Consider the following 17596-nt stretch of genomic DNA (forward strand, 5'->3'; position numbering starts at 1 on the left):
CGTGGAACTACTCATCATCGCGGTGGCGGGCCTACTCGTCATCGCTGCCGGCAACCAGCTCGCCCCCAGGGTGGGGGTGGCCTCTCCGCTGCTGCTGCTAGCACTCGGCATCGGGATCGGTTTCCTGCCGTTCGTCTCGGCGATCGAGTTGGATCCCGACATCGTCCTCGAGATGGTGCTGCCCCCGCTGCTGTTCTCCACCGCCGTATCCATGCCCGTGATGGACTTCCGACGCGAGCTGCGCGCCGTCGCCGCGCTCGCGGTCGGGCTGGTTGCCATCAGCGCCGGCATCATCGGTCTGGTAGTACATGCCGTAATGCCCACCATCGCCCTGCCCTGGGCAGTTGCCCTGGGGGCGGTGCTGAGCCCCACCGACGCCGTCGCCATCACCATCGCTCGCGGCTCGGGCGTCTCCCAGCGGATAATCACCATCCTGGAGGGGGAGGGGCTGTTCAACGACGCCACCGCGCTGATCCTGTTGTCCTCGGCCACGGCCGCAGGCATTGCTCACAGCACCGACGCCTTGCATCCCGCCGCGCTGGTCTCCGGCTTCCTCACCTCGCTGGCCCTCGCCCTCGCCATCGGCTGGGCGGTGGGGGAGTGCAGCATCCGGATTCGCTCCCGCATCACCAACCCGACGGCGGACACGGTCATGTCCTTCACCATCCCCTTCCTGGCGTCCCTACCCACCGATTATCTGGGCGGCTCCGGGCTGGTCGCCGCCGTCGTCGCCGGCCTGGTCATCTCCTACCGCCGGCCGCGACTGCTGCCGCCCGCGCACCGCCTGACCGCCCAGCAGAACTGGCGCACCATCGAGCTGATTCTGGAAGGCGGCATCTTCCTGGTCATGGGGCTGCAGGCCTACGGGATCGTCCAGGACGTGATCGACGGCGGTGTCGGCCTGCGCAACGCCGTGCTCCTGGCCGCCGGAGCCGGTGCCCTGGCCGTCCTGGTGCGGGTGGCCTGCGTGGCGACGTTGCTGGTCTGGCTGCGCCGCGTGCGTCATCGCCACCGCCGGCACCTGGAGGAGCAGCGCCAGCGCCTGGAGCAGTTCGAGGCACGCCTGGAGCATGCACGTGACATCGACGACGAGCTGCTGGCCAAACACGGCCTGTCCCCGGAGCAGTGGCACCAGGCGGTCATCGGTTGGCGCGACCGCCTGGAACGCGGTCAACGGCGCCAGCGGCGCCGAGGAGCCGACCTGGACTACTTCACCGCCGATCCCCTCGGGCCGCGCGAGGGCGCGGTAATCGTGTGGGCGGGCATGCGCGGCGCCGTCACCCTGGCCGCCGCCCAGACCCTTCCCCTGACAACGCCCGCCCGGCCGCTCCTACTGCTGGTGGCCCTGCTGGTCGCCGGTGGATCGCTGATCATCCAGGGGCTCACCCTCAGCGGCGTCATCAGGCTGGTGCGCCCGCGCATGGCCTCCCACACTGCCGACGACGCCGAGCGCGAGCGGCTGATCCGACTACTGGGCGACGCCGCCGCCCGCCAGCACGCCGACACGCTCACCCCCGCCGAGGCGCGCGAGCTCGCCATCGAGACCATCCGCGTGCAGCGCCACGCCCTGCTCGACGCCCGCGACGAGGGCCTGTTCTCCTCCAACAGCCTGGAGTACGCGCTCGAACGGTTAGACGCCGAGGAAATCCTGCTGACGACCGCAGACTAGGACGCGTGTCGGGAAGGGCCGGACTCCGCGTAGACTCACGCGGCGTGACCGGTCTTCCACTGCGGCCCGATCTACAGGGCTGTGAACCCTACGGCGCGCCCGAACTGGACGTGCCGGTACGCCTCAACGTCAACGAGAACCCCTACCCGCCCAGCCCGGCCGTGGTGGCGGACATCGCCGCCGCCGTGGGCGAGGCGGCCGCCGGGCTCAACCGCTACCCGGACCGGGACTTCCCCGCCCTGCGCTCCGCCCTGGCCGACTACCTGGCCGCCGAGTCGGGGGTGCGGTTGGACTGGCCGCAGATCTGGGCGGCCAACGGCTCCAACGAGGTCATGACGCACGTGCTGCAGGCCTTCGGAGGGCCGGGGCGCAGCTGCCTGTCCTTCACCCCCACCTACTCCATGTACCCCGAGTACGCCCGCGACACCTTCACCCGCTACGTCACCGGGCCCAGGGGCGAGGACTTCACGCTGGACGTCGACACCGTTGCCGCGGCCATTGAACGCGAGCGCCCCGCCGTGGTCATCCTCGCCAGCCCCAACAACCCCACCGGCACCGCTCTGCCGCTGACCGACGTCGCCGCCGTCCTGGAGGCGCCCGTGGCCACGGCCCCGATGACATGCCCTCCGGCACGGGGCCCGCGGACTGCGTGGTGGTGATCGACGAGGCCTACGGCGAGTTCCGTCGGCCGGGTGTGCCCAGTGCGCTGGAGCTGCTGGCTCGCACCGACGCCGCCGGTGCTCCCCGCTACCCCCACCTGGCCGTCTCGCGCACCATGAGCAAGGCCTTCGGCATGGCGGGACTGCGGCTGGGGTACCTGGCCGCATCCCGCGAACTGGTGGACATGCTGCGCATCGTGCGCCTGCCCTACCACCTGTCCGCCGTCTCCCAGGCGGCCGCGCTCGCCGCCCTGAATCACCGCGAGGAGCTGATGAGCCAGGTCGCCTCCCTGCGCGATGAGCGCGATGCCCTGGTGGCATGGCTGCGCGCGCAGGGGTGGACCGCCTACGACTCCGACGCCAACTTCGTGCTGTTCGGCCCCTTCGCCGACCGGGAGGCGGTGTGGCAGGGACTGCTGGATCGGGGCGTGCTCATCCGCGTCGTCGGGCCGGAGGGATACCTGCGGGTATGCGTCGGCACGCCGGAGGAGATGGAGCGCTTCCGCACCGCCCTGCTCGCCGTCACCGGAAAAACGACCGGACAAGCCGCCAATCAGGCCAACGAGGAGAAGAACGCATGAACCGCACCGCCCGCATTGAACGCGCCACCAGTGAGTCCTCCGTCGTCGTCGAGCTGAACCTGGACGGCACCGGACGCACCGATATCTCCACCACCGTGCCCTTCTACGACCACATGCTCACCGCCCTGGGTAAGCACTCGTTGATCGACCTGACCGTGCGCGCCACTGGCGACACCGACATCGACGTCCACCACACCGTGGAGGACACCGCCATCTGCATCGGCGAAGCCCTGAAGACCGCTCTGGGGGACAAGCGCGGCATCCGCCGCTTCGGCGACGCCCTCGTGCCCCTGGACGAGGCGCTGGCGCAGGCCGTTGTCGACATCTCCGGCCGCCCCTACCTGATGCACGACGGGGAGTCTGAGGCCTTTGTGCATCACCTCATCGGCGGACACTTCACCGGCTCCATGGTCCGTCACTGCCTGGAGGCGATCGCCTACCATGCCGGCATCTGCCTGCACGTGCGGGTGATCTCCGGGCGCGATCCCCACCACATCGCCGAGGCCGAGTTCAAGGCTCTGGCTCGCGCCCTGCGGACCGCCGTCGAGCCCGATCCCCGCGTGGAAGGCATCCCCTCAACCAAAGGTGCTCTGTAATGCGTGACGACCACTCCGCCGACTCCGCCGGCCGCCCCGACGACGAGCCCGATATCGACGCCGAGTTCGCCGCCATGATGCAGGGCCTGGACTTGCCCGCCGACCTCTCGGACACTCCGGAGGCCACCGGACCGGTCTCGCCCAACGACGTGCCGCACAACATCTACGGTTCCGCCGACACCGCCCGCCCCCACGCGGTCAAGGTCGCCGTTGTGCTCACGCCCCTGGCCAGCGCCGAGGCCCTGGCCGCCCTGTGCTCCGTCGGCGGCCTGGACTGCACGGTGGTGCCCTCCTCATCCGGTGCCATCGCGGTCAAGGAATTCGTCTCGGCACACGCCGAGTGGGACATAGCCGAGCTCCTGGGCGGCGCCGAGACCGAGCCTGCCGAGGCCGCAGAGCTTGCCGCGGCGCTGTCGCGTCTGAGCCGCGTCGGCGTGGTGCTCATGACCGCCGACCTGGCCACCGACGTCGGCACCGAGGCGGGACTATCGGGCACCATCACCGCCCGCCGCTACCAAAACGGGCAGGCCGGGGAGGAAACCAGCGCCGGACTGCTGCTGGCATCCGCCGACCAGACCCTGGAGGACATCCTGCTTGGAGCACTCCGGGCGGAGGAGGCGCCGGGCGCCCTCAAAACCAGCGAGGTCAAACCCGGCCGCATGATGCGCTGGCTGGGACGCGGTATGCGCGGGCGCCGCGCGGAGGCGACGGCAACCAGGGCGACCCGTCCGCGAACTGACATGCGGGCCGCGGGCGTCGCGGGTGTAGGTAGTCTGACCTCGTGAGGCAACCACACGTCGTCGTCCTGTCCTACGGAAGCGGAAACGTGCGCTCGGCCGTGCGCGCCCTGGAGCGCGTCGGCGCTCGCACCGAGTTGACCGCGGACCCGGATGCGGTGGCCAATGCCGACGGGCTTGTTGTGCCCGGCGTCGGTGCCTTCGCGGCCGTCATGGACCAGCTGTGTGCCGTCGACGCCCCCCGGCTGATCGACCGGCGACTGGCCGGCGGCAGGCCCGTGCTGGGCATTTGTGTGGGCATGCAGGTCATGTTCGCGGCCTCCACCGAGCACGCCGACGCCGCAGGCGCCGAGACGGTGCCCGGACTGGCGCAGTGGCCCGGCACCGTCTCCCGCCTCCAGGCCGACATCGTCCCTCACATGGGGTGGAGCCAGGTGCGCCCACCCGCCGACACGGTCCTGTTCGACGGGTTGTTCGACGCGTCCGGGTCCGAGCGCTTCTACTTCGTGCACTCCTATGCCGCCAAGACCGACCCGGCCACGCTGCTCGGCCTCGGTCGCACGCGCCCGCCCCGCACCACCTGGGCAACTCATGGCGAGGACTTCGTTGCCGCCGTCGAAAACGGGGCCCTCAGCGCCACCCAATTCCACCCCGAGAAATCCGGGGATGCTGGGGCGCAACTGCTGCGCAACTGGCTGACCACCCTCTGACCGCTGACCCACGAATCCCGCCACCCAAGGAGAACCGCACATGCTCACCCTTCTTCCCGCCGTCGACGTCGCCTACGGCAAGGCCGTCCGGCTGCTGCGCGGAGAGGCCGGCAGCGAGACCGACTACGGCAACCCCGTTGACGCCGCCCGCGACTGGGTGGCGGCCGGTGCACAGTGGATTCACCTGGTGGACCTGGACGCGGCCTTCGGACGCGGTACCAACGCCCCCCTGCTTGCCCGCATCGTCGGCGAAGTGGACGTCAAGGTCGAGCTCTCGGGCGGTATCCGCGACGATGCCTCCCTGGATCGGGCACTGGCCGCCGGGGCCGCACGCGTAAACCTGGGTACCGCGGCCCTGGAGGACCCCGAATGGACCGCGCGGGTCATTGCCGAGCACGGGGACAAGATCGCCGTCGGCCTGGATGTGCGCGGGACCACCCTGGCCGCCCGCGGCTGGACCCGCGAGGGCGGGGACCTGTGGGAGACCCTGGACCGCCTTAATGCCGCCGGCTGCGCCCGGTACGTCGTCACCGACGTCACCAAGGACGGTACTCTCATGGGGCCGAACATCAAGCTGCTGCGCGAGGTGTGCGAACGCACCAGTGCCCCCGTCGTCGCCTCCGGAGGCATCGCCCATTTGGACGACCTGCGCGCACTGGCGCGCCTGGAGTGTTACGGCCTGGAGGGCGCCATCGTCGGCAAGGCGCTCTACAACGGCAACTTCACGCTCCAGGATGCGCTCGCTGTCTGCCGCGGCGAACGGGACCAGGAGTCGCGCTGATGCCCGAGTCCCCCGACATTCCCGACGCGTCCGCGGAAGCAGACCGCCCAGAGTTGAACTCGGACCTGCAACTGGCAGCCGCCCTGGCAGCCCGCAACCGGCTGGAACAACTGCTGGCCGCCCCCACCCCCTTTGCCGCTGACGACGGTGCCCCCGACCCCGCCGTGACCGCAGCCCTGGAAGCGCAGGGTCTGCCTCGTCACGAATACCTGGACCGGTTGCTCGCCGCGCTGGCGGCCAGCCGGCTGATCGTGCCGGTTGCCGCCCACGCCGTCGGCGGTCCTGCGCGCATCCGGCTGGGCCGAAACGCGCCGGCCGTCCCCGTGCACGAGCCCCCACACCGCCGACCCCGCCGAGGACGCCGCCGACCTGGCCGTCCAGCTGCCCGACGGCCACCGCGCCCTGCCGGTGTTCACCTCGCGGCCGCCGTCGCGGCCTGGCGCGAGGATGTGCGTCCCGTGCCCGTGACCCCGCGCCGCGCCGCGGAGGTCGCCTGCCTGCAAACCGACCAGCTGTGGGTGCTGGACCCAGGCACCCGCGACCTGCGCCTGCCACGGCCCGCCGTGGTCGCCCTGGCCGGGGGAGAGGACTGGATCCCCTCCTGGCGCAACCAGCCGGTGCAGGCCGAGGTGGCCGCCCAACTGGGCGCCGTCGACGCGTCACCGGGGTGGCCTTCGCGCCCGGCGAGAGCGCCGAGCTGCGGGTATTCATCCGCGTGGACGCCTCCGCCGGCACGCCCGCCGTCGCCGCCACCTTGGAGCAGTGCCAGTACGTCATGGTCAACCCGGCGTGGGGCGAGCTCATCGACACCGTGGAACTGTGCCCCGTTCCCGCCTGACCGCTCCGGTCCCGGCATATGGGCAGGCTCACGTCCGCACTTTGCTCCCCGGCGGGCTAGAAGCGGGGCAGACCTGCTAGCATCGGGCACCGACCGGCCGGAGTCACCTCTCCGGCACGCAAGCGGAGAAATCCCACCTGGGTTCCCAAAGGGAGCCGGGTCATGCGAGGAGCAATCCTCGTGGTCGGCGGCGCCGCGGCGCCCGCGCGACCGTGCCCCCGGGCACATGAAAGGCCTTCGTGCGCGTATGCGGCGAAGGCCTTCTTCGTTGCGGCGGTCACCACTTCCAAGAGTGAGGAACAGTCATCAGCGAGCCCCGTATTAACGAACGGATCCGCGTCCCCGAGGTGCGGCTTGTCGGCCCCAGCGGTGAGCAGGTCGGCATTGTCCGGGTGGAGGACGCCCTCCGCCTGGCCGAAGAGGCAGGCCTCGACCTCGTAGAGGTCGCCCCCGACGCACGCCCCCCGGTGTGCCGGCTCATGGACTACGGCAAGTTCAAGTACGAGTCGGCCATGAAGGCACGCGACGCCCGGCGCAACCAGGCCAACACCCAACTCAAGGAGATCCAGTTCCGCCCCAAGATCGACGAGCACGACTACGCCACCAAGATGGGGCACGTCGAGCGCTTCCTCAAGGGCGGGGACAAGGTCAAGTGCATCGTCCGCTTCCGCGGACGCGAGCAGTCCCGCCCGGAGCTGGGCATCCGGCTGCTTCAGCGCGTTGCCGAGGAGGTCTCCGAGCTGGGCACCATCGAGTCCCATCCCCGTCAGGACGGCCGCAACATGGTCATGGTCCTGGCTCCTACCCGCAAGAAGGCGGAGGTCAAATCCGACCAACGCCGGCGCCGCGAGGCGGCCCGAGCTAGCCGTCGGGCCGAGAAGCAGGCCGCCAGGGCGGCCCGCGAGGCCAAGGCGAAGGCCGCCGAGGCGGCGAGCGGGGGCGAGTAACAGCCCCCAGCACCAGCCCGCCCGCGGCGGGCAAGTCACGACCCAGCCCCGTCACACGACGAGGTCCGCAGCCCCCGACCCAAGCGGCGCCGGGGACCGAGAATGAGGAAATAAACATGCCGAAGAACAAGACGCACTCCGGTGCCAAGAAGCGCTTCCGGGTCACCGGCAGCGGCAAGCTCATGCGCGAGCAGGCCGGCAAGCGCCACCTGCTGGAGGTCAAGTCCTCCCGCCGCAAGCGCAGGCTGTCCCAGGACCAGGCCGTTTCCCCGGCCGACGCCCGCCAGGTCAAGAGGCTGCTCGGTCGCTGACCGGCCCACAATACTTAAAGGAGTCATCACATGGCACGTGTGAAGCGGGCTGTTAACGCCCAGAAGAAGCGTCGTACTGTCCTGGACCGGGCCTCCGGCTACCGCGGTCAGCGTTCCCGCCTGTACCGCAAGGCCAAGGAGCAGGTCACCCACTCCGGCGTATACGCCTTTCGTGACCGTCGCGCCCGCAAGGGCGACTTCCGTCGCCTGTGGATTCAGCGCATCAACGCCGCCGCTCGCGCCGAGGGCATGACCTACAACCGGTTCATCCAGGGCCTCGGCCTGGCCGGTGTGGAGGTCGACCGCCGCATGCTCGCCGAGCTGGCCGTCAACGAGCCCGCCGCCTTCAAGGCGCTGGTGGAGACCGCCCGCAAGGCCCTGCCCGCAGACGTCAACGCCCCCAAGGCCTGAGTTCCGTCGGCGCGCGACACGGTCGCGTATCCAGCCGCCCGGGCGGCCTACGCACTTGAGACGGCTCCTCACCCGCGACTCCGCCAACCGGCGAGGCGTGGGGAGGGGCCGCCTCGTATTTCCCGGTAACCTGCCGCTCATGACCACGAGCGCGATCCTGAACAATCCCACGGCCACCCGTATTACCCGGGTGGCCGGACTGGTCCGCCGCTCCGCCCGCAGCAAGTACCGGCGCTTCGCGGTGGAGGGGCCGCAGGGCGTGCGCGAGGCCGTCATCTACGCGGCCGGGTGCGTTCTGGACGTCTACCTCACACAGGAGGCCGCCGAGCTTCACGCCGACATCGCCGAGGCCGCCGCACGGGCGGGCCTGTACACCCACCTGGTCACCCCCGAGGTCATGGCGGCCATGAGCGCGGACGCCCAGGGTGTACTCGCCGTCGTGAGGACCGACGCGTGGCGGCCCGGCCGGATTCGGGAGTCGGCGGGGGAGAAGCGGCAGCGGCCTCGCGCGCAGCGACGTCGGCGTCCGCCGCGCGCGAGGCCGATGTCTTCTCAGGTTCTGCCCTGGAGGCGGCGTTGTCAGGCGCGCGCCTGGTGGCGGTGCTCACCGAGACCCAGGACCCCGGCAACGCCGGCACCATCATTCGTGCCGCCGACGCCGCCGGCGCCGACGCCGTCGTGCTCGTCAAGGGCAGTGTGGACCCGACCAATCCGAAGGTCGTGCGCGCCACGGCCGGCTCCCTGTTCCACCTGCCGGTGCTGGCGGGCGTCGAACTGGACGAGGCGGTCCGCGCGCTGCAGACGGCGGGGCTGCGGCTGCTAGCCGCTGACGGGCACGGAACCATCAGCCTGTTCGACGCCGAGGCGGAGCTCGGCGCGCCGTCGGCCTGGCTGCTGGGCAACGAGGCCCGCGGGCTGGCGCCTGAGGCCCTAGACATGGCCGACACAGTGGTCTCGATCCCGATCTACGGCAGGGCGGAGTCTCTGAACGTGGCCTCCGCCGCCGCCATCTGCCTGTACGCCAGCGCCCGGGCGCAGGACCTAGGCCGATAACGGCAGAACGAAACGTCTTTGGTTATGTGTTCAACGGTCCGATACGCTTTTTCAGCCAGTCGAGCATAGCCACCTTTCGGCGATAATGGCCTTCACCTACCCACTCAAAAGCGTCCCTGACCTGACGGTTTGTTGTTGCGGCGTGCGTGACTCTGCTCCATTTTTCTGCCGACAAAGTCCCAGTCATTATCAACAGCTCGGCACACTCACGTGTTTCTCGAAAGCTATTAGAAGCCTCCAGGGCATTTAGTAGGCCGTCGACCAGAGCGTTGTGCGTGGTTTCCTGGTTGGCAAGCCACTGCACAACCTCCTTCGCGATCAACTCCGGCTGGTTGGGCTCCTGTGGGATCAGTGCCTGAGTGCGCGCGAGGAAACCCGCCGGGGACTCTCCGCCGGTGTACTGAATCCAAAGGATCGGCACGTGTCTTCCTAGTGCCCAGCCGATCTCCTGCTGACACCACGGGCGCGTCGAGTAGCCCTTCGTGCCTACGCTGACGAGTGCAGCGCTGGACTCCAATTCGGTACGGATTGCTTGTTCCCAGTCAGCCCCCGGAAGGATCGCATGCCGCGCCATGACGGCGTCAACGTGCACCTTCGAGAGCTCATCGTGCAGTTCCTGCGCTACCTGCCCACCGTCAGCGCTCTCGTTATAGCTGAGGAACACCTTCACGTTAGGCATCGGTGCCTCCGGCATTCGTGGCGCCGGCGCTGAGGCCACGCACAATCAAGCCAGCGAGCTCTGAAGCGCGCTGCGTGGTGGCCAGACGCTCCAGGTCTGCGGCATCCAGTCCCGTCAGAGCAGGATCGAACCCACTTGCAATCTCCTCGACGGCGTCGCGGTAGGCCGGCACCGCGCGGACGGCGGCGAGCGAAGCCTCCGACACCGGAATGCCCGCGCCAATCCCCAGCTCATGCGCCAGCACGGCGGCCGCGCCGCCGAAGCCGCCCGCGATGAACAGGGGCTGCCCGGCACGAACCGTGTACAGGGCCTCCTCAATGATCCCCGGAATGGCTCCCACGTAGCCGTCGGGAGTCGATTTAGAAGCCGGTACTGTCTTCCCTCCGATCAGCAGCCTGGCGTCGCAGAAGTGCGGCAGCACACCGCGCACAGTGTTATAAGCCGTGCGAGAACCTCGGGGTCGGAATCAGTCCACAACTGTGCGTCGTCAAGGTCAATCGGGCGCCCGTGTTCATCGACGACGTCGATTCGCCCAACAGAAGCGAGAGCTTCCGCAGTACGAGTGAGGTGCTCCAGCACTTCACGCTTCGACAGAACCATGCGAGGCACGGTCAGGGTGAACATGTCACCGGGATGAAGGCTTTGCCCGGCAGTGCGCGTACCGCTGTGCCGGTGTTGCTCCTGCTTCGCAGCCTCGACATAGCGCTCGACGGTATCGATTACCGCCGCCGTGAGATCCGGTGCATGAGTTCCGATGGCGCCCGCGTAAGTGATCCCACCGCCGGCCAGCAGCATCATCTGCGCGACCTCCGCTACCGCCAACTCCAGATGGCGGTCGGACAGGCCGCGCGCCCCCAAGTCCGGACTCTTCGCCATGGAGATCCCAAGCATGCGCGTGGCGAGTGGGCGCTCCAGCGCCAGATTCGAGTTGTTCAGCGATGGCTCGCCATCGCCCCATACGCCTCCCGCAGCGAAGAAGGTGCGGGGCGTGAGCAGATGCACCTGGTCACGCTCATACCCGGACAGCGCGCAGAGATCGACCATGATCTCGTGCTCCGGTGGCAGCAGTGGCGGGTCCGGGTGCAGGAGCCAGAGGTGGTGATCCTGAGGGAAAGCCTGCTTGTGCGCGGTCAGGAAACTCGTGAGCATCAACGGCTCCGGCGGATGCACGGGGGCCGCATCGAAGCCGTCATTGTTGGAGCCACTCTCCGCAGCTGCATCCAGGGAAGACGCGCCCAGCCGCGCCTCCACATCACGAGGAATCTCCTGGCACCGCCACAGGGCCCGCTTGAGCGCCTCGTCAACCAGACGATTCAACGCCGTGATCACCGCCCGCTCCTGCATGGTGGTCAGTGAGGCCGGGGACTCCAAGCCGCCTGCATCCCCGCCACGCTCCGTCGTCGAGTCCACCGGGTAGGCCACAGTCGGCACGTGGTCCATCAGGAATGATCCCCGCTGCTCGCCGCTGGTAAGCGAACTCAGGCACACAACGGGCATGTCCGCCTGCTTGGCCTCCAACACCTCGCGCTGTGTCCACTCCCGCGAGGCGTACTTGTCAGTGCGGACCATCAGCAGAGCACTGTGACTGGCACGATCGCGTATAGCGGCGTCCCACTCCTCCCCACCCTGGAGATCATGAAGATCAATGAATGTATCAAGCCGGGTCCGGTTGGCTAGAGCCTGAACCTTGGCAACCGGACCATGAGGAGTGACACCCACGTGGTCCGCCCGGGGGATGTCATCGCGGGCGTGAGACACGAAGACGGTGATTCTTTCAGGATCCCCCGGCTCTCGCAGCAGTTCCTGGACGATCGTCTGACCGAGATCGCGGGCCAGCGCTTCGTGGGCGGCTGCGGGATCGCCGTTGACGATCTGCTGCAGGCCGCGGCTGCCGGAAACCCCTTGGCACTCCAGCAGCCGGGCAACAGGAGTGCCCTGCGACTCGATGCGATTCTCGGGCATCACAGGCAGGACGAGGATCTTGCCGGGAGCCGCGTCGTCGTCCCGGAGGCGCAGCAGATCCTCCAGGTACTCGCGCCAGGGCCCTTTCTTCATACTGGCCTGTACCAGGTGCCGAGCAACCACCACGAGCACTACGGAGAACAATGCCGGAGAGTTCCCCACGGCGGGACTGCCACCGGCACTGCCGATCCGGGTTGTGATCGGCGGCGGCGTGTCGGATCCCGAGGCGGGCTCCGATCGCCCATAAACCTCGACTGCACCGCCCGCAAGCCCGGAGAAGACATCGGAGTGATAGTGGTCGAACAGGTCTTTGCGGATCTCCCCTCCGATCTCGTCTCTGGGATGCCAAACCACGAACACATCCAGGACGGTGGGGGAGGGAGCGGGCCGACGGGGAGCGACTGCGGTGTCGATGACATCAGGGGTCATGGCTGGATGGTAGTTCGCAACGCGGCTGTGCAGGCGCTTCTCTGACTACTGAATCTCGCCATGTCTCAACTATCGAGTCGACGCTGTGATGCCGCTCCCAGTGCGTCCGAATGCTGGATACCCGCGCACGTACTCCCGGGGTTCGGGTGCTACTGTGCAACCCGCGCGCCGCGCGATCCGCCCGGATCGCGGTCGGACGCTGCGAATCCAAACCGGAGGGAAACTGTGTTCATGCGAATGTGTTGCTGTTGCTGTCGTTGAGACAGTCCCCAGCCCCATTCGCCCTTTTATACGAGAAGAGGCTCCTATGCCTGCTCCCGCCAACCCTTCCTCCCCTGAGTACCCACTCGTGCGAATCAGTCACGTCAGCAAGTACTACGGCGACTTCAAGGCGCTCGACGACGTCTCCCTGGACATTCACCGCGGCGAGGTCGTAGCCGTCATCGGGGCATCCGGCTCCGGCAAGTCGACCCTGTGTCGCACCATCAACCGGCTCGAGACGATCCAGTCCGGCACCATAGAGATCGACGGCGAGCTCCTGCCCGAGGAGGGGCGGGAACTGGCCCGCCTTCGCGCCGAGGTGGGCATGGTCTTCCAGTCCTTCAACCTGTTCCCGCACCGCACCGTGCTAGACAACATCACCCTCGCGCCCACCCGCGTGCGCAAGGTGCCCAAGGCCGGCGCCGAGGCCCGCGCCCGGCAGCTGCTCGAGCGCGTCGGGCTGGCCGACCAGGCCGCCAAGCGTCCGCCGCAGCTGTCCGGGGGACAGCAGCAGCGGGTAGCCATCGCTCGTGCGCTGGCCATGGACCCCAAGATCATGCTCTTCGACGAGCCCACCTCCGCGCTCGACCCGGAGATGATTAATGAGGTGCTCGACGTCATCAAGGACCTGGCCGCCGAGGGCATGACCATGCTCGTGGTCACTCACGAGATGGGCTTCGCCCGCTCGGTCGCCGACCGGGTGGCCTTCATGGACGGGGGCCAGATCGTTGAACTTGGTGCACCGGCGGACTTCTTTGCCGCCCCGCGCACCGAACGGGCCCGCGACTTCCTATCCAAGGTGCTCAGTCACTGAGCCAGGTCGCTGCCTTAACATCACCTTCAATGTGCGACCGCCGAATACCAATCCACACCCCTGCCTGCTTCGAAAGGAATCAACATGTCCGTTCTTCCTAGCTTCTCTCGCCGCGGCCTGTTGACCGCCGCCGGCGCCGCCTCGCTCGCCGCGGTGCTGGCGGCCTGCGCCGACACCGGCGCCGACGGCCAGGCGATCGACGCCTCCGCCTCCTCCGGCGTCGACTATGACACCGTCATCAACTCCGGCCCGGTTGCCGCCGACGACGTCGTGGCCGCCTCCACCTGGGCCTCGGCCATCAAGAATGCGGGTGTGCTGAGCACCGGCGGCACCAAGACCTCCGAGGTGTTCTCCCTGGAAGATCCTGCCACCGGTGAGATCTCCGGCTTCGACGCCGCCCTGGCCCAGGCCCTTGCCCGCTACATCATCGGAGGGGACGATGCCCGCTCCCTGCTGAAGGTCACCCAGGTCACCTCCGACACCCGCGAGACCATGCTCGAGAACGGTCAGGTCGACGCCGTGTTCGCCACCTACACGATCACCCCTGAGCGCGCTGAGAAGATCGCCTTCGCGGGTCCTTATTACTCCTCGGGCCAGTCCGTGCTGGTCCGCGCCGACGAGTCCGGCATCAACGGCGTCGACGACCTGGCCGGGGTGAAGGTCGCCGTCCAGTCCAACTCCTCCTCCGGCCCCGCCCTGGACGAGGCCGCCCCCGAGGCTGAGCAGGTGCAGTTCACCGACCACGCCAGCTGCGTGGCCGCCCTGGAGGCCGGCCAGGTGGACGCATACGTCGTCGACCAGTCCCTCGAGCTCAGCGAGGTGCAGTCCAACGACGCCGTCAAGATCGTCGGCGAGCCCTTCACCGAGGACCCCTACGGCATTGGCCTGCCCAAGGACTCCGACGCCCAGGCCTTTGTCAACACCTTCCTGCAAACCATCTACGACGACGGCACCTGGAACGCCATCTGGGAAGCCACTATCGGCGCCATCATCGGCGGCGAGGCTCCCGAGCCACCCGTAATCGGCTCCGTCCCCGGTTCCGAGACGGACGCTGCGACGGCGCAGGCCACCGACTGATCCGGGCTGGTCGCTCGACCCGCCCTTAGAAGCACACGCATCGGGGCGGCCGGCCCATCCCGGGTCGGCCGCCCCGACATCCCGGAGGAGGTGCCCATGAATGTCATCACCGACAACCTCGCTTGATCGGCCAAGGGCTTGCTACAACCCTGACGATCGCCATAATCGGTTATGCGTGCGCGCTGTTTGTCGGCACGGTGATCGCGATCTTCCGCGTCAGCCCGATCCCGCCGCTGCGCGCCCTGGGCGCCGCCTGGGTGACGGTCGCCTGCAATATCCCCACCCTGTGCCTGATGATCCTCGCCGCCTTCGCGGCGCCCCGGGCGGGCGTGCCGCTGTCCCTGCTCGCCGCGGCGGTGACCGCCATCGTGTTCTCCGCCTCCGGATTCGTGTGCGAGACGGTGCGCTCGGGTATCAACTCCGTTTCTAAGGGCCAGATCGAGGCGGCCCGCGCCCTGGGCATGCCCTTCGGCCTGATCATCGGCACCGTGGTGCTCCCGCAGGCTCTCGCCCGCACCATCCAGCCGCTGGTAAACATCTTCATCTCCTGCCTGATCGGCTCCTCCCTGGCAGCCGCCATCGGCGTGCCCGAGCTGACCAATGTCACCCAGCAGCTCAATCTGCGCTACGCCCAGGCGGTGGTCACCTTCCTCACCTCGGGACTGACCTACCTGGCGATCGCCTTCCTGGCCACCAAGCTCGGCGGTCTGCTGGAGCGCCGCGTCGCCGGACGGGAGGTCCGCGCATGAGCGCTCTGACCGCACGCACTCCCACCCGCTCGGCCGGCGCCACCGACGCCGACCTGCTCTTCGACGCCCCCGGCCCCAAGGGACGACGCCGCATTCTCATCGGCTCGGTGCTCGTCACCCTGATCATCCTGGCGCTTGCAGCAGCGGCCTGATGCAACTCGATCAGGCCGGCCAGCTCGCCTACCCCAAGTGGCGCTACTTCCTGGGACAGTCCGTGGTCGGCTACCTCGGGCGCGCCCTGGCGGACACCCTGTTGGTCACCGCCGTTGGCGCCGCCCTGTCCTTCCCTCTGGGCATCGGCCTGGGCTGGGCGCGCATGAGCCGCGATGCGTTGGTACGCATGGTGGTCGGCGCCTGGATCGACACCATGCGCGCCATCCCCATGCTGCTGCTGATCTACTTCTTCCTGTTGGCGGTGCCGCGCTGGGGGCTTACCCTGTCACCCTTCTGGATGCTCACCGTGCCCATCGTCATGTGCTCCTCTGCGACCACGGCGGAGGTCTTCCGCTCCGGTGTGCTCGCCCTGGAACGCGGCCAGACCGAGGCCTCCCAGGTGCTCGGGCTGAGCGCGGGGCAGACCATGCGCCTGATCCTGGCGCCCCAGGCGCTGCGGCTGATGCTCCCGACGCTGATCACCCAGTTGGTGACCATCCTGAAGGACTCCTCGCTCGGATACGTGGTCGCCTACCTGGAGCTGATGTACGCCGGGCGTCTACTCACCTCGTCGGCGCGGGTGACCGCCCACCTCGACGTCTATCTGCCCGCCTACGTCATCATCGCGGTGATCTACGTGCTCATCAACTGGGCGCTGAGTGCTCTGGCGCGGCGCGTGGAGGCGCATACTCGCTGAGGCGGCCTGTTCGAGAGCCGATGGTGTCACTGGATGCACCACTTTTTGCGGTCGAGTAGTTAGGGCAGGTGCGTGTACCCCCTGGATATCGGGGGAGGAGCCTGATGCTTATGCGGAGCCGACCAGGAAAGTGGTGCATCTGGTGACAGGAGAGCGGCGTGGTCCCGGTAGCGGTACGCATATGGACTATGCGCGCCGCCTCCAGTAGCCCACCAGCGCGACGGGCCAGATGAGCATGGGCGCCTAGGCGGTAATCTGTGACTGATGCGGTGATGGCCGGGAGAGGGGCTAGCCGACGAATGACGCGATGGCGGTTGCAGTGGCCAGGGTTAGCATGCCCAGGCAGTTGATCCACAGCTCGCGGCCCATGAACCCTGCCCTGACGTGGGCGACGACGGCGCACAGGAAGTAGCAGATCACGCCTGTGTTGGCGGCGAGCGCGACTCCCGGCACGCGCAAACCGATAAGCAGGCCGACGGCCGCCAAGACCTTGATGACAATAAGAGTCCACCACCACTGCCGCGGAAATCCGACTCCGGTGAGGCAGTTACGGATGAAGGCAGGAGGTCGCAGCGACAAGGTGGCGTCACCCAGCAGTACAACTGCGAGGAGGACCACCAGCCACGGAAAGTGAGGGAGCAGTGTCATTGGTTGTGCTCCTCGGTGGAGGCTGTCAGGAGCGGGTGGACCGCGTCGCGCACCCGGCTGCAGAGTGCGTCCGTCCCGGCTCCCGGGATGGATACCCATTCGAGAAGTGCGCCCAGATAGGCAAGGTATGCAGTTGTGGCACGCTGTTTGGCGGCCGTTGTCGAGCAGTCGGTGGCCGCAGCAAAGATGTCTTGGAGTTCGTTGATCAACTCCTCCCGCAGTTCGCTGAAGACTCTCGAACTGTGAGCGCCGGAGATGAGCACCGCTCCGTAGGACCGGGCGAGGTCGGGGCTACTGGCGAACAAGTCGATGAAGGGAGAGAGGATGTCAAGGATCGCCTGTGCGCCATCGCCGCCACCTTCAGACTGCACTTGTGTGCGGCTGGTCGGAGGGTGACCGGTGTGTAGCGCCTCTATGCGTTCGTCAAAGCATGCAACCAACAGGCCGCTCTTATCTCCGACGTACATGACGCTTCCTACGCTGACGCCGGCGTCCGCCGCGATGTCCTTAATGGTCGTCGCGTTGAAACCTCTTTCCTCGAACAGTCTTCGGGAACTTGCTAGGACCTTGGCCCTGGTGGCAGCACGGGCTTCAATGCGCGTAGGCATGAACTCTCCTCCGGAGTGCTGTGAATGTGTTCGTTGAACGGGTTCGTTGAGTGTGTTCAGCAAGCGTATCGTGCGTCCGGCTTGAGTGCAATACCAACACCAACGATGAGTTGGGGGCGCCGAGGTGCTGGCCGCTGGTGCGTAGGCGCACACCACCGGCTGCCGCTATTCACGGGCGTGACATGCCCCAATCGAGGCGGATCATTAGTATCTCAGCCGTCAGATC

17 protein-coding genes and 3 pseudogenes are annotated in these 17596 nt (G+C 68.0%); 15 read left to right on the forward strand and 5 right to left on the reverse strand.

The features are described from left to right. The first annotated feature begins 1 nt into the window (after window position 1). The 11 genes and pseudogenes from BW737_RS11090 to BW737_RS17015 all read left to right on the forward strand — a co-directional run bounded on the left by BW737_RS11090 (window position 2) and on the right by BW737_RS17015 (window position 9293). A complete protein-coding gene (locus BW737_RS11090; protein ID WP_086615119.1) occupies window positions 2-1669 on the forward strand; it encodes a cation:proton antiporter in 1668 nt (555 codons plus the stop codon). Window positions 1670-1713: 44 nt separating this feature from the next. Beyond that, window positions 1714-2909: pseudogene (locus BW737_RS11095) on the forward strand (histidinol-phosphate transaminase). Beyond that, window positions 2906-3505, forward strand: a complete 600-nt coding sequence (gene hisB, locus BW737_RS11100; protein ID WP_086615118.1) for an imidazoleglycerol-phosphate dehydratase HisB — start codon at window positions 2906-2908, stop codon at window positions 3503-3505. The pseudogene BW737_RS11095 and the gene hisB overlap by 4 nt, the downstream one beginning before the upstream one ends. Continuing rightward, the gene (locus tag BW737_RS11105; RefSeq protein ID WP_257210749.1) at window positions 3505-4290 is read left to right on the forward strand and encodes a hypothetical protein; all 786 of its coding nucleotides are present in this window, start codon (window positions 3505-3507) and stop codon (window positions 4288-4290) included. The genes hisB and BW737_RS11105 overlap by 1 nt, the downstream gene beginning before the upstream one ends. After that, the gene (hisH, locus tag BW737_RS11110) at window positions 4287-4952 is read left to right on the forward strand and encodes an imidazole glycerol phosphate synthase subunit HisH (protein ID WP_086615117.1); all 666 of its coding nucleotides are present in this window, start codon (window positions 4287-4289) and stop codon (window positions 4950-4952) included. The genes BW737_RS11105 and hisH overlap by 4 nt, the downstream gene beginning before the upstream one ends. Before the next feature lie 40 nt (window positions 4953-4992). Then, complete coding sequence (gene priA / locus BW737_RS11115; protein ID WP_086615116.1) at window positions 4993-5733, forward strand: bifunctional 1-(5-phosphoribosyl)-5-((5-phosphoribosylamino)methylideneamino)imidazole-4-carboxamide isomerase/phosphoribosylanthranilate isomerase PriA; 741 nt, start codon at window positions 4993-4995, stop codon at window positions 5731-5733. Window positions 5734-5804: 71 nt separating this feature from the next. After that, window positions 5805-6571 (forward strand): annotated as a pseudogene (locus BW737_RS20025) (SseB family protein). Between the two features lie 320 nt (window positions 6572-6891). Next, window positions 6892-7518, forward strand: a complete 627-nt coding sequence (infC, locus tag BW737_RS11125; RefSeq protein ID WP_257210757.1) for a translation initiation factor IF-3 — start codon at window positions 6892-6894, stop codon at window positions 7516-7518. A gap of 116 nt (window positions 7519-7634) precedes the next feature. Further along, window positions 7635-7829: a 50S ribosomal protein L35 gene (gene rpmI / locus BW737_RS11130; RefSeq protein WP_086615114.1), complete on the forward strand. Its 195-nt coding sequence runs from the start codon at window positions 7635-7637 to the stop codon at window positions 7827-7829. A 30-nt stretch (window positions 7830-7859) separates the two neighbouring features. After that, on the forward strand, window positions 7860-8240 hold the full coding sequence (rplT, locus tag BW737_RS11135) for a 50S ribosomal protein L20 (protein WP_073333160.1): 381 nt from the start codon (window positions 7860-7862) through the stop codon (window positions 8238-8240). A 453-nt stretch (window positions 8241-8693) separates the two neighbouring features. Next, complete coding sequence (locus tag BW737_RS17015) at window positions 8694-9293, forward strand: TrmH family RNA methyltransferase (protein ID WP_420835745.1); 600 nt, start codon at window positions 8694-8696, stop codon at window positions 9291-9293. A gap of 22 nt (window positions 9294-9315) precedes the next feature. On the opposite strand, the gene BW737_RS11145 is transcribed toward BW737_RS17015, so the two are convergent. Genes BW737_RS11145 through BW737_RS11155 form a run of 3 tightly spaced genes read right to left on the reverse strand, consistent with a single transcriptional unit; the run spans window position 9316 to window position 12363 of the window. Continuing rightward, a complete protein-coding gene (locus BW737_RS11145; protein WP_086615113.1) occupies window positions 9316-9972 on the reverse strand; it encodes a toll/interleukin-1 receptor domain-containing protein in 657 nt (218 codons plus the stop codon). Next, window positions 9965-10393 carry a hypothetical protein gene (locus BW737_RS11150; RefSeq protein ID WP_143233378.1) on the reverse strand — a complete coding sequence of 143 codons (429 nt, stop codon included), beginning with the start codon at window positions 10391-10393 and terminating at the stop codon, window positions 9965-9967. The genes BW737_RS11145 and BW737_RS11150 overlap by 8 nt, the downstream gene beginning before the upstream one ends. Further along, the gene (locus BW737_RS11155; RefSeq protein WP_086615111.1) at window positions 10360-12363 is read right to left on the reverse strand and encodes a TIR domain-containing protein; all 2004 of its coding nucleotides are present in this window, start codon (window positions 12361-12363) and stop codon (window positions 10360-10362) included. The genes BW737_RS11150 and BW737_RS11155 overlap by 34 nt, the downstream gene beginning before the upstream one ends. Before the next feature lie 307 nt (window positions 12364-12670). Here BW737_RS11155 and BW737_RS11160 point away from each other — a divergent pair, with 307 nt between their 5' ends. The 4 genes and pseudogenes from BW737_RS11160 (at window position 12671) to BW737_RS11175 (ending at window position 16114) form a co-directional block, all read left to right on the forward strand. Next, window positions 12671-13438: an amino acid ABC transporter ATP-binding protein gene (locus BW737_RS11160; protein WP_086615110.1), complete on the forward strand. Its 768-nt coding sequence runs from the start codon at window positions 12671-12673 to the stop codon at window positions 13436-13438. A gap of 84 nt (window positions 13439-13522) precedes the next feature. Continuing rightward, window positions 13523-14515, forward strand: a complete 993-nt coding sequence (locus BW737_RS11165; protein WP_086615109.1) for a glutamate ABC transporter substrate-binding protein — start codon at window positions 13523-13525, stop codon at window positions 14513-14515. A gap of 122 nt (window positions 14516-14637) precedes the next feature. Beyond that, complete coding sequence (locus BW737_RS11170) at window positions 14638-15264, forward strand: amino acid ABC transporter permease (RefSeq protein WP_099330377.1); 627 nt, start codon at window positions 14638-14640, stop codon at window positions 15262-15264. Further along, window positions 15261-16114, forward strand: a pseudogene (locus BW737_RS11175) (amino acid ABC transporter permease). Before BW737_RS11170 ends, BW737_RS11175 begins: the two are co-directional and overlap by 4 nt. Before the next feature lie 288 nt (window positions 16115-16402). On the opposite strand, the gene BW737_RS11180 reads toward BW737_RS11175, so the two are convergent. Then, window positions 16403-16762 carry a DoxX family protein gene (locus BW737_RS11180; protein ID WP_086615108.1) on the reverse strand — a complete coding sequence of 120 codons (360 nt, stop codon included), beginning with the start codon at window positions 16760-16762 and terminating at the stop codon, window positions 16403-16405. Beyond that, window positions 16759-17370 carry a TetR/AcrR family transcriptional regulator gene (locus tag BW737_RS11185; RefSeq protein ID WP_086615107.1) on the reverse strand — a complete coding sequence of 204 codons (612 nt, stop codon included), beginning with the start codon at window positions 17368-17370 and terminating at the stop codon, window positions 16759-16761. The genes BW737_RS11180 and BW737_RS11185 overlap by 4 nt, the downstream gene beginning before the upstream one ends. Window positions 17371-17596 lie beyond the last annotated feature (226 nt).

This window comes from Actinomyces ruminis, assembly GCF_002154335.2.
Lineage (GTDB): Bacteria > Actinomycetota > Actinomycetes > Actinomycetales > Actinomycetaceae > Actinomyces > Actinomyces ruminis.

Excerpts from the sequence above, each read along its gene's own strand:
- BW737_RS11185 (WP_086615107.1), bottom strand. The coding sequence starts at position 17,370 with ATGCCTACGCGCATTGAAGCCCGTGCTGCCACCAGGGCCAAGGTCCTA.
- BW737_RS11155 (WP_086615111.1), bottom strand. The coding sequence starts at position 12,363 with ATGACCCCTGATGTCATCGACACCGCAGTCGCTCCCCGTCGGCCCGCT.
- BW737_RS11145 (WP_086615113.1), bottom strand. The coding sequence starts at position 9,972 with ATGCCTAACGTGAAGGTGTTCCTCAGCTATAACGAGAGCGCTGACGGT.
- BW737_RS11180 (WP_086615108.1), bottom strand. The coding sequence starts at position 16,762 with ATGACACTGCTCCCTCACTTTCCGTGGCTGGTGGTCCTCCTCGCAGTT.
- BW737_RS11105 (WP_257210749.1), top strand. The coding sequence starts at position 3,505 with ATGCGTGACGACCACTCCGCCGACTCCGCCGGCCGCCCCGACGACGAG.
- rplT (WP_073333160.1), top strand. The coding sequence starts at position 7,860 with ATGGCACGTGTGAAGCGGGCTGTTAACGCCCAGAAGAAGCGTCGTACT.
- hisB (WP_086615118.1), top strand. The coding sequence starts at position 2,906 with ATGAACCGCACCGCCCGCATTGAACGCGCCACCAGTGAGTCCTCCGTC.
- priA (WP_086615116.1), top strand. The coding sequence starts at position 4,993 with ATGCTCACCCTTCTTCCCGCCGTCGACGTCGCCTACGGCAAGGCCGTC.
- BW737_RS11165 (WP_086615109.1), top strand. The coding sequence starts at position 13,523 with ATGTCCGTTCTTCCTAGCTTCTCTCGCCGCGGCCTGTTGACCGCCGCC.
- rpmI (WP_086615114.1), top strand. The coding sequence starts at position 7,635 with ATGCCGAAGAACAAGACGCACTCCGGTGCCAAGAAGCGCTTCCGGGTC.
- BW737_RS11160 (WP_086615110.1), top strand. The coding sequence starts at position 12,671 with ATGCCTGCTCCCGCCAACCCTTCCTCCCCTGAGTACCCACTCGTGCGA.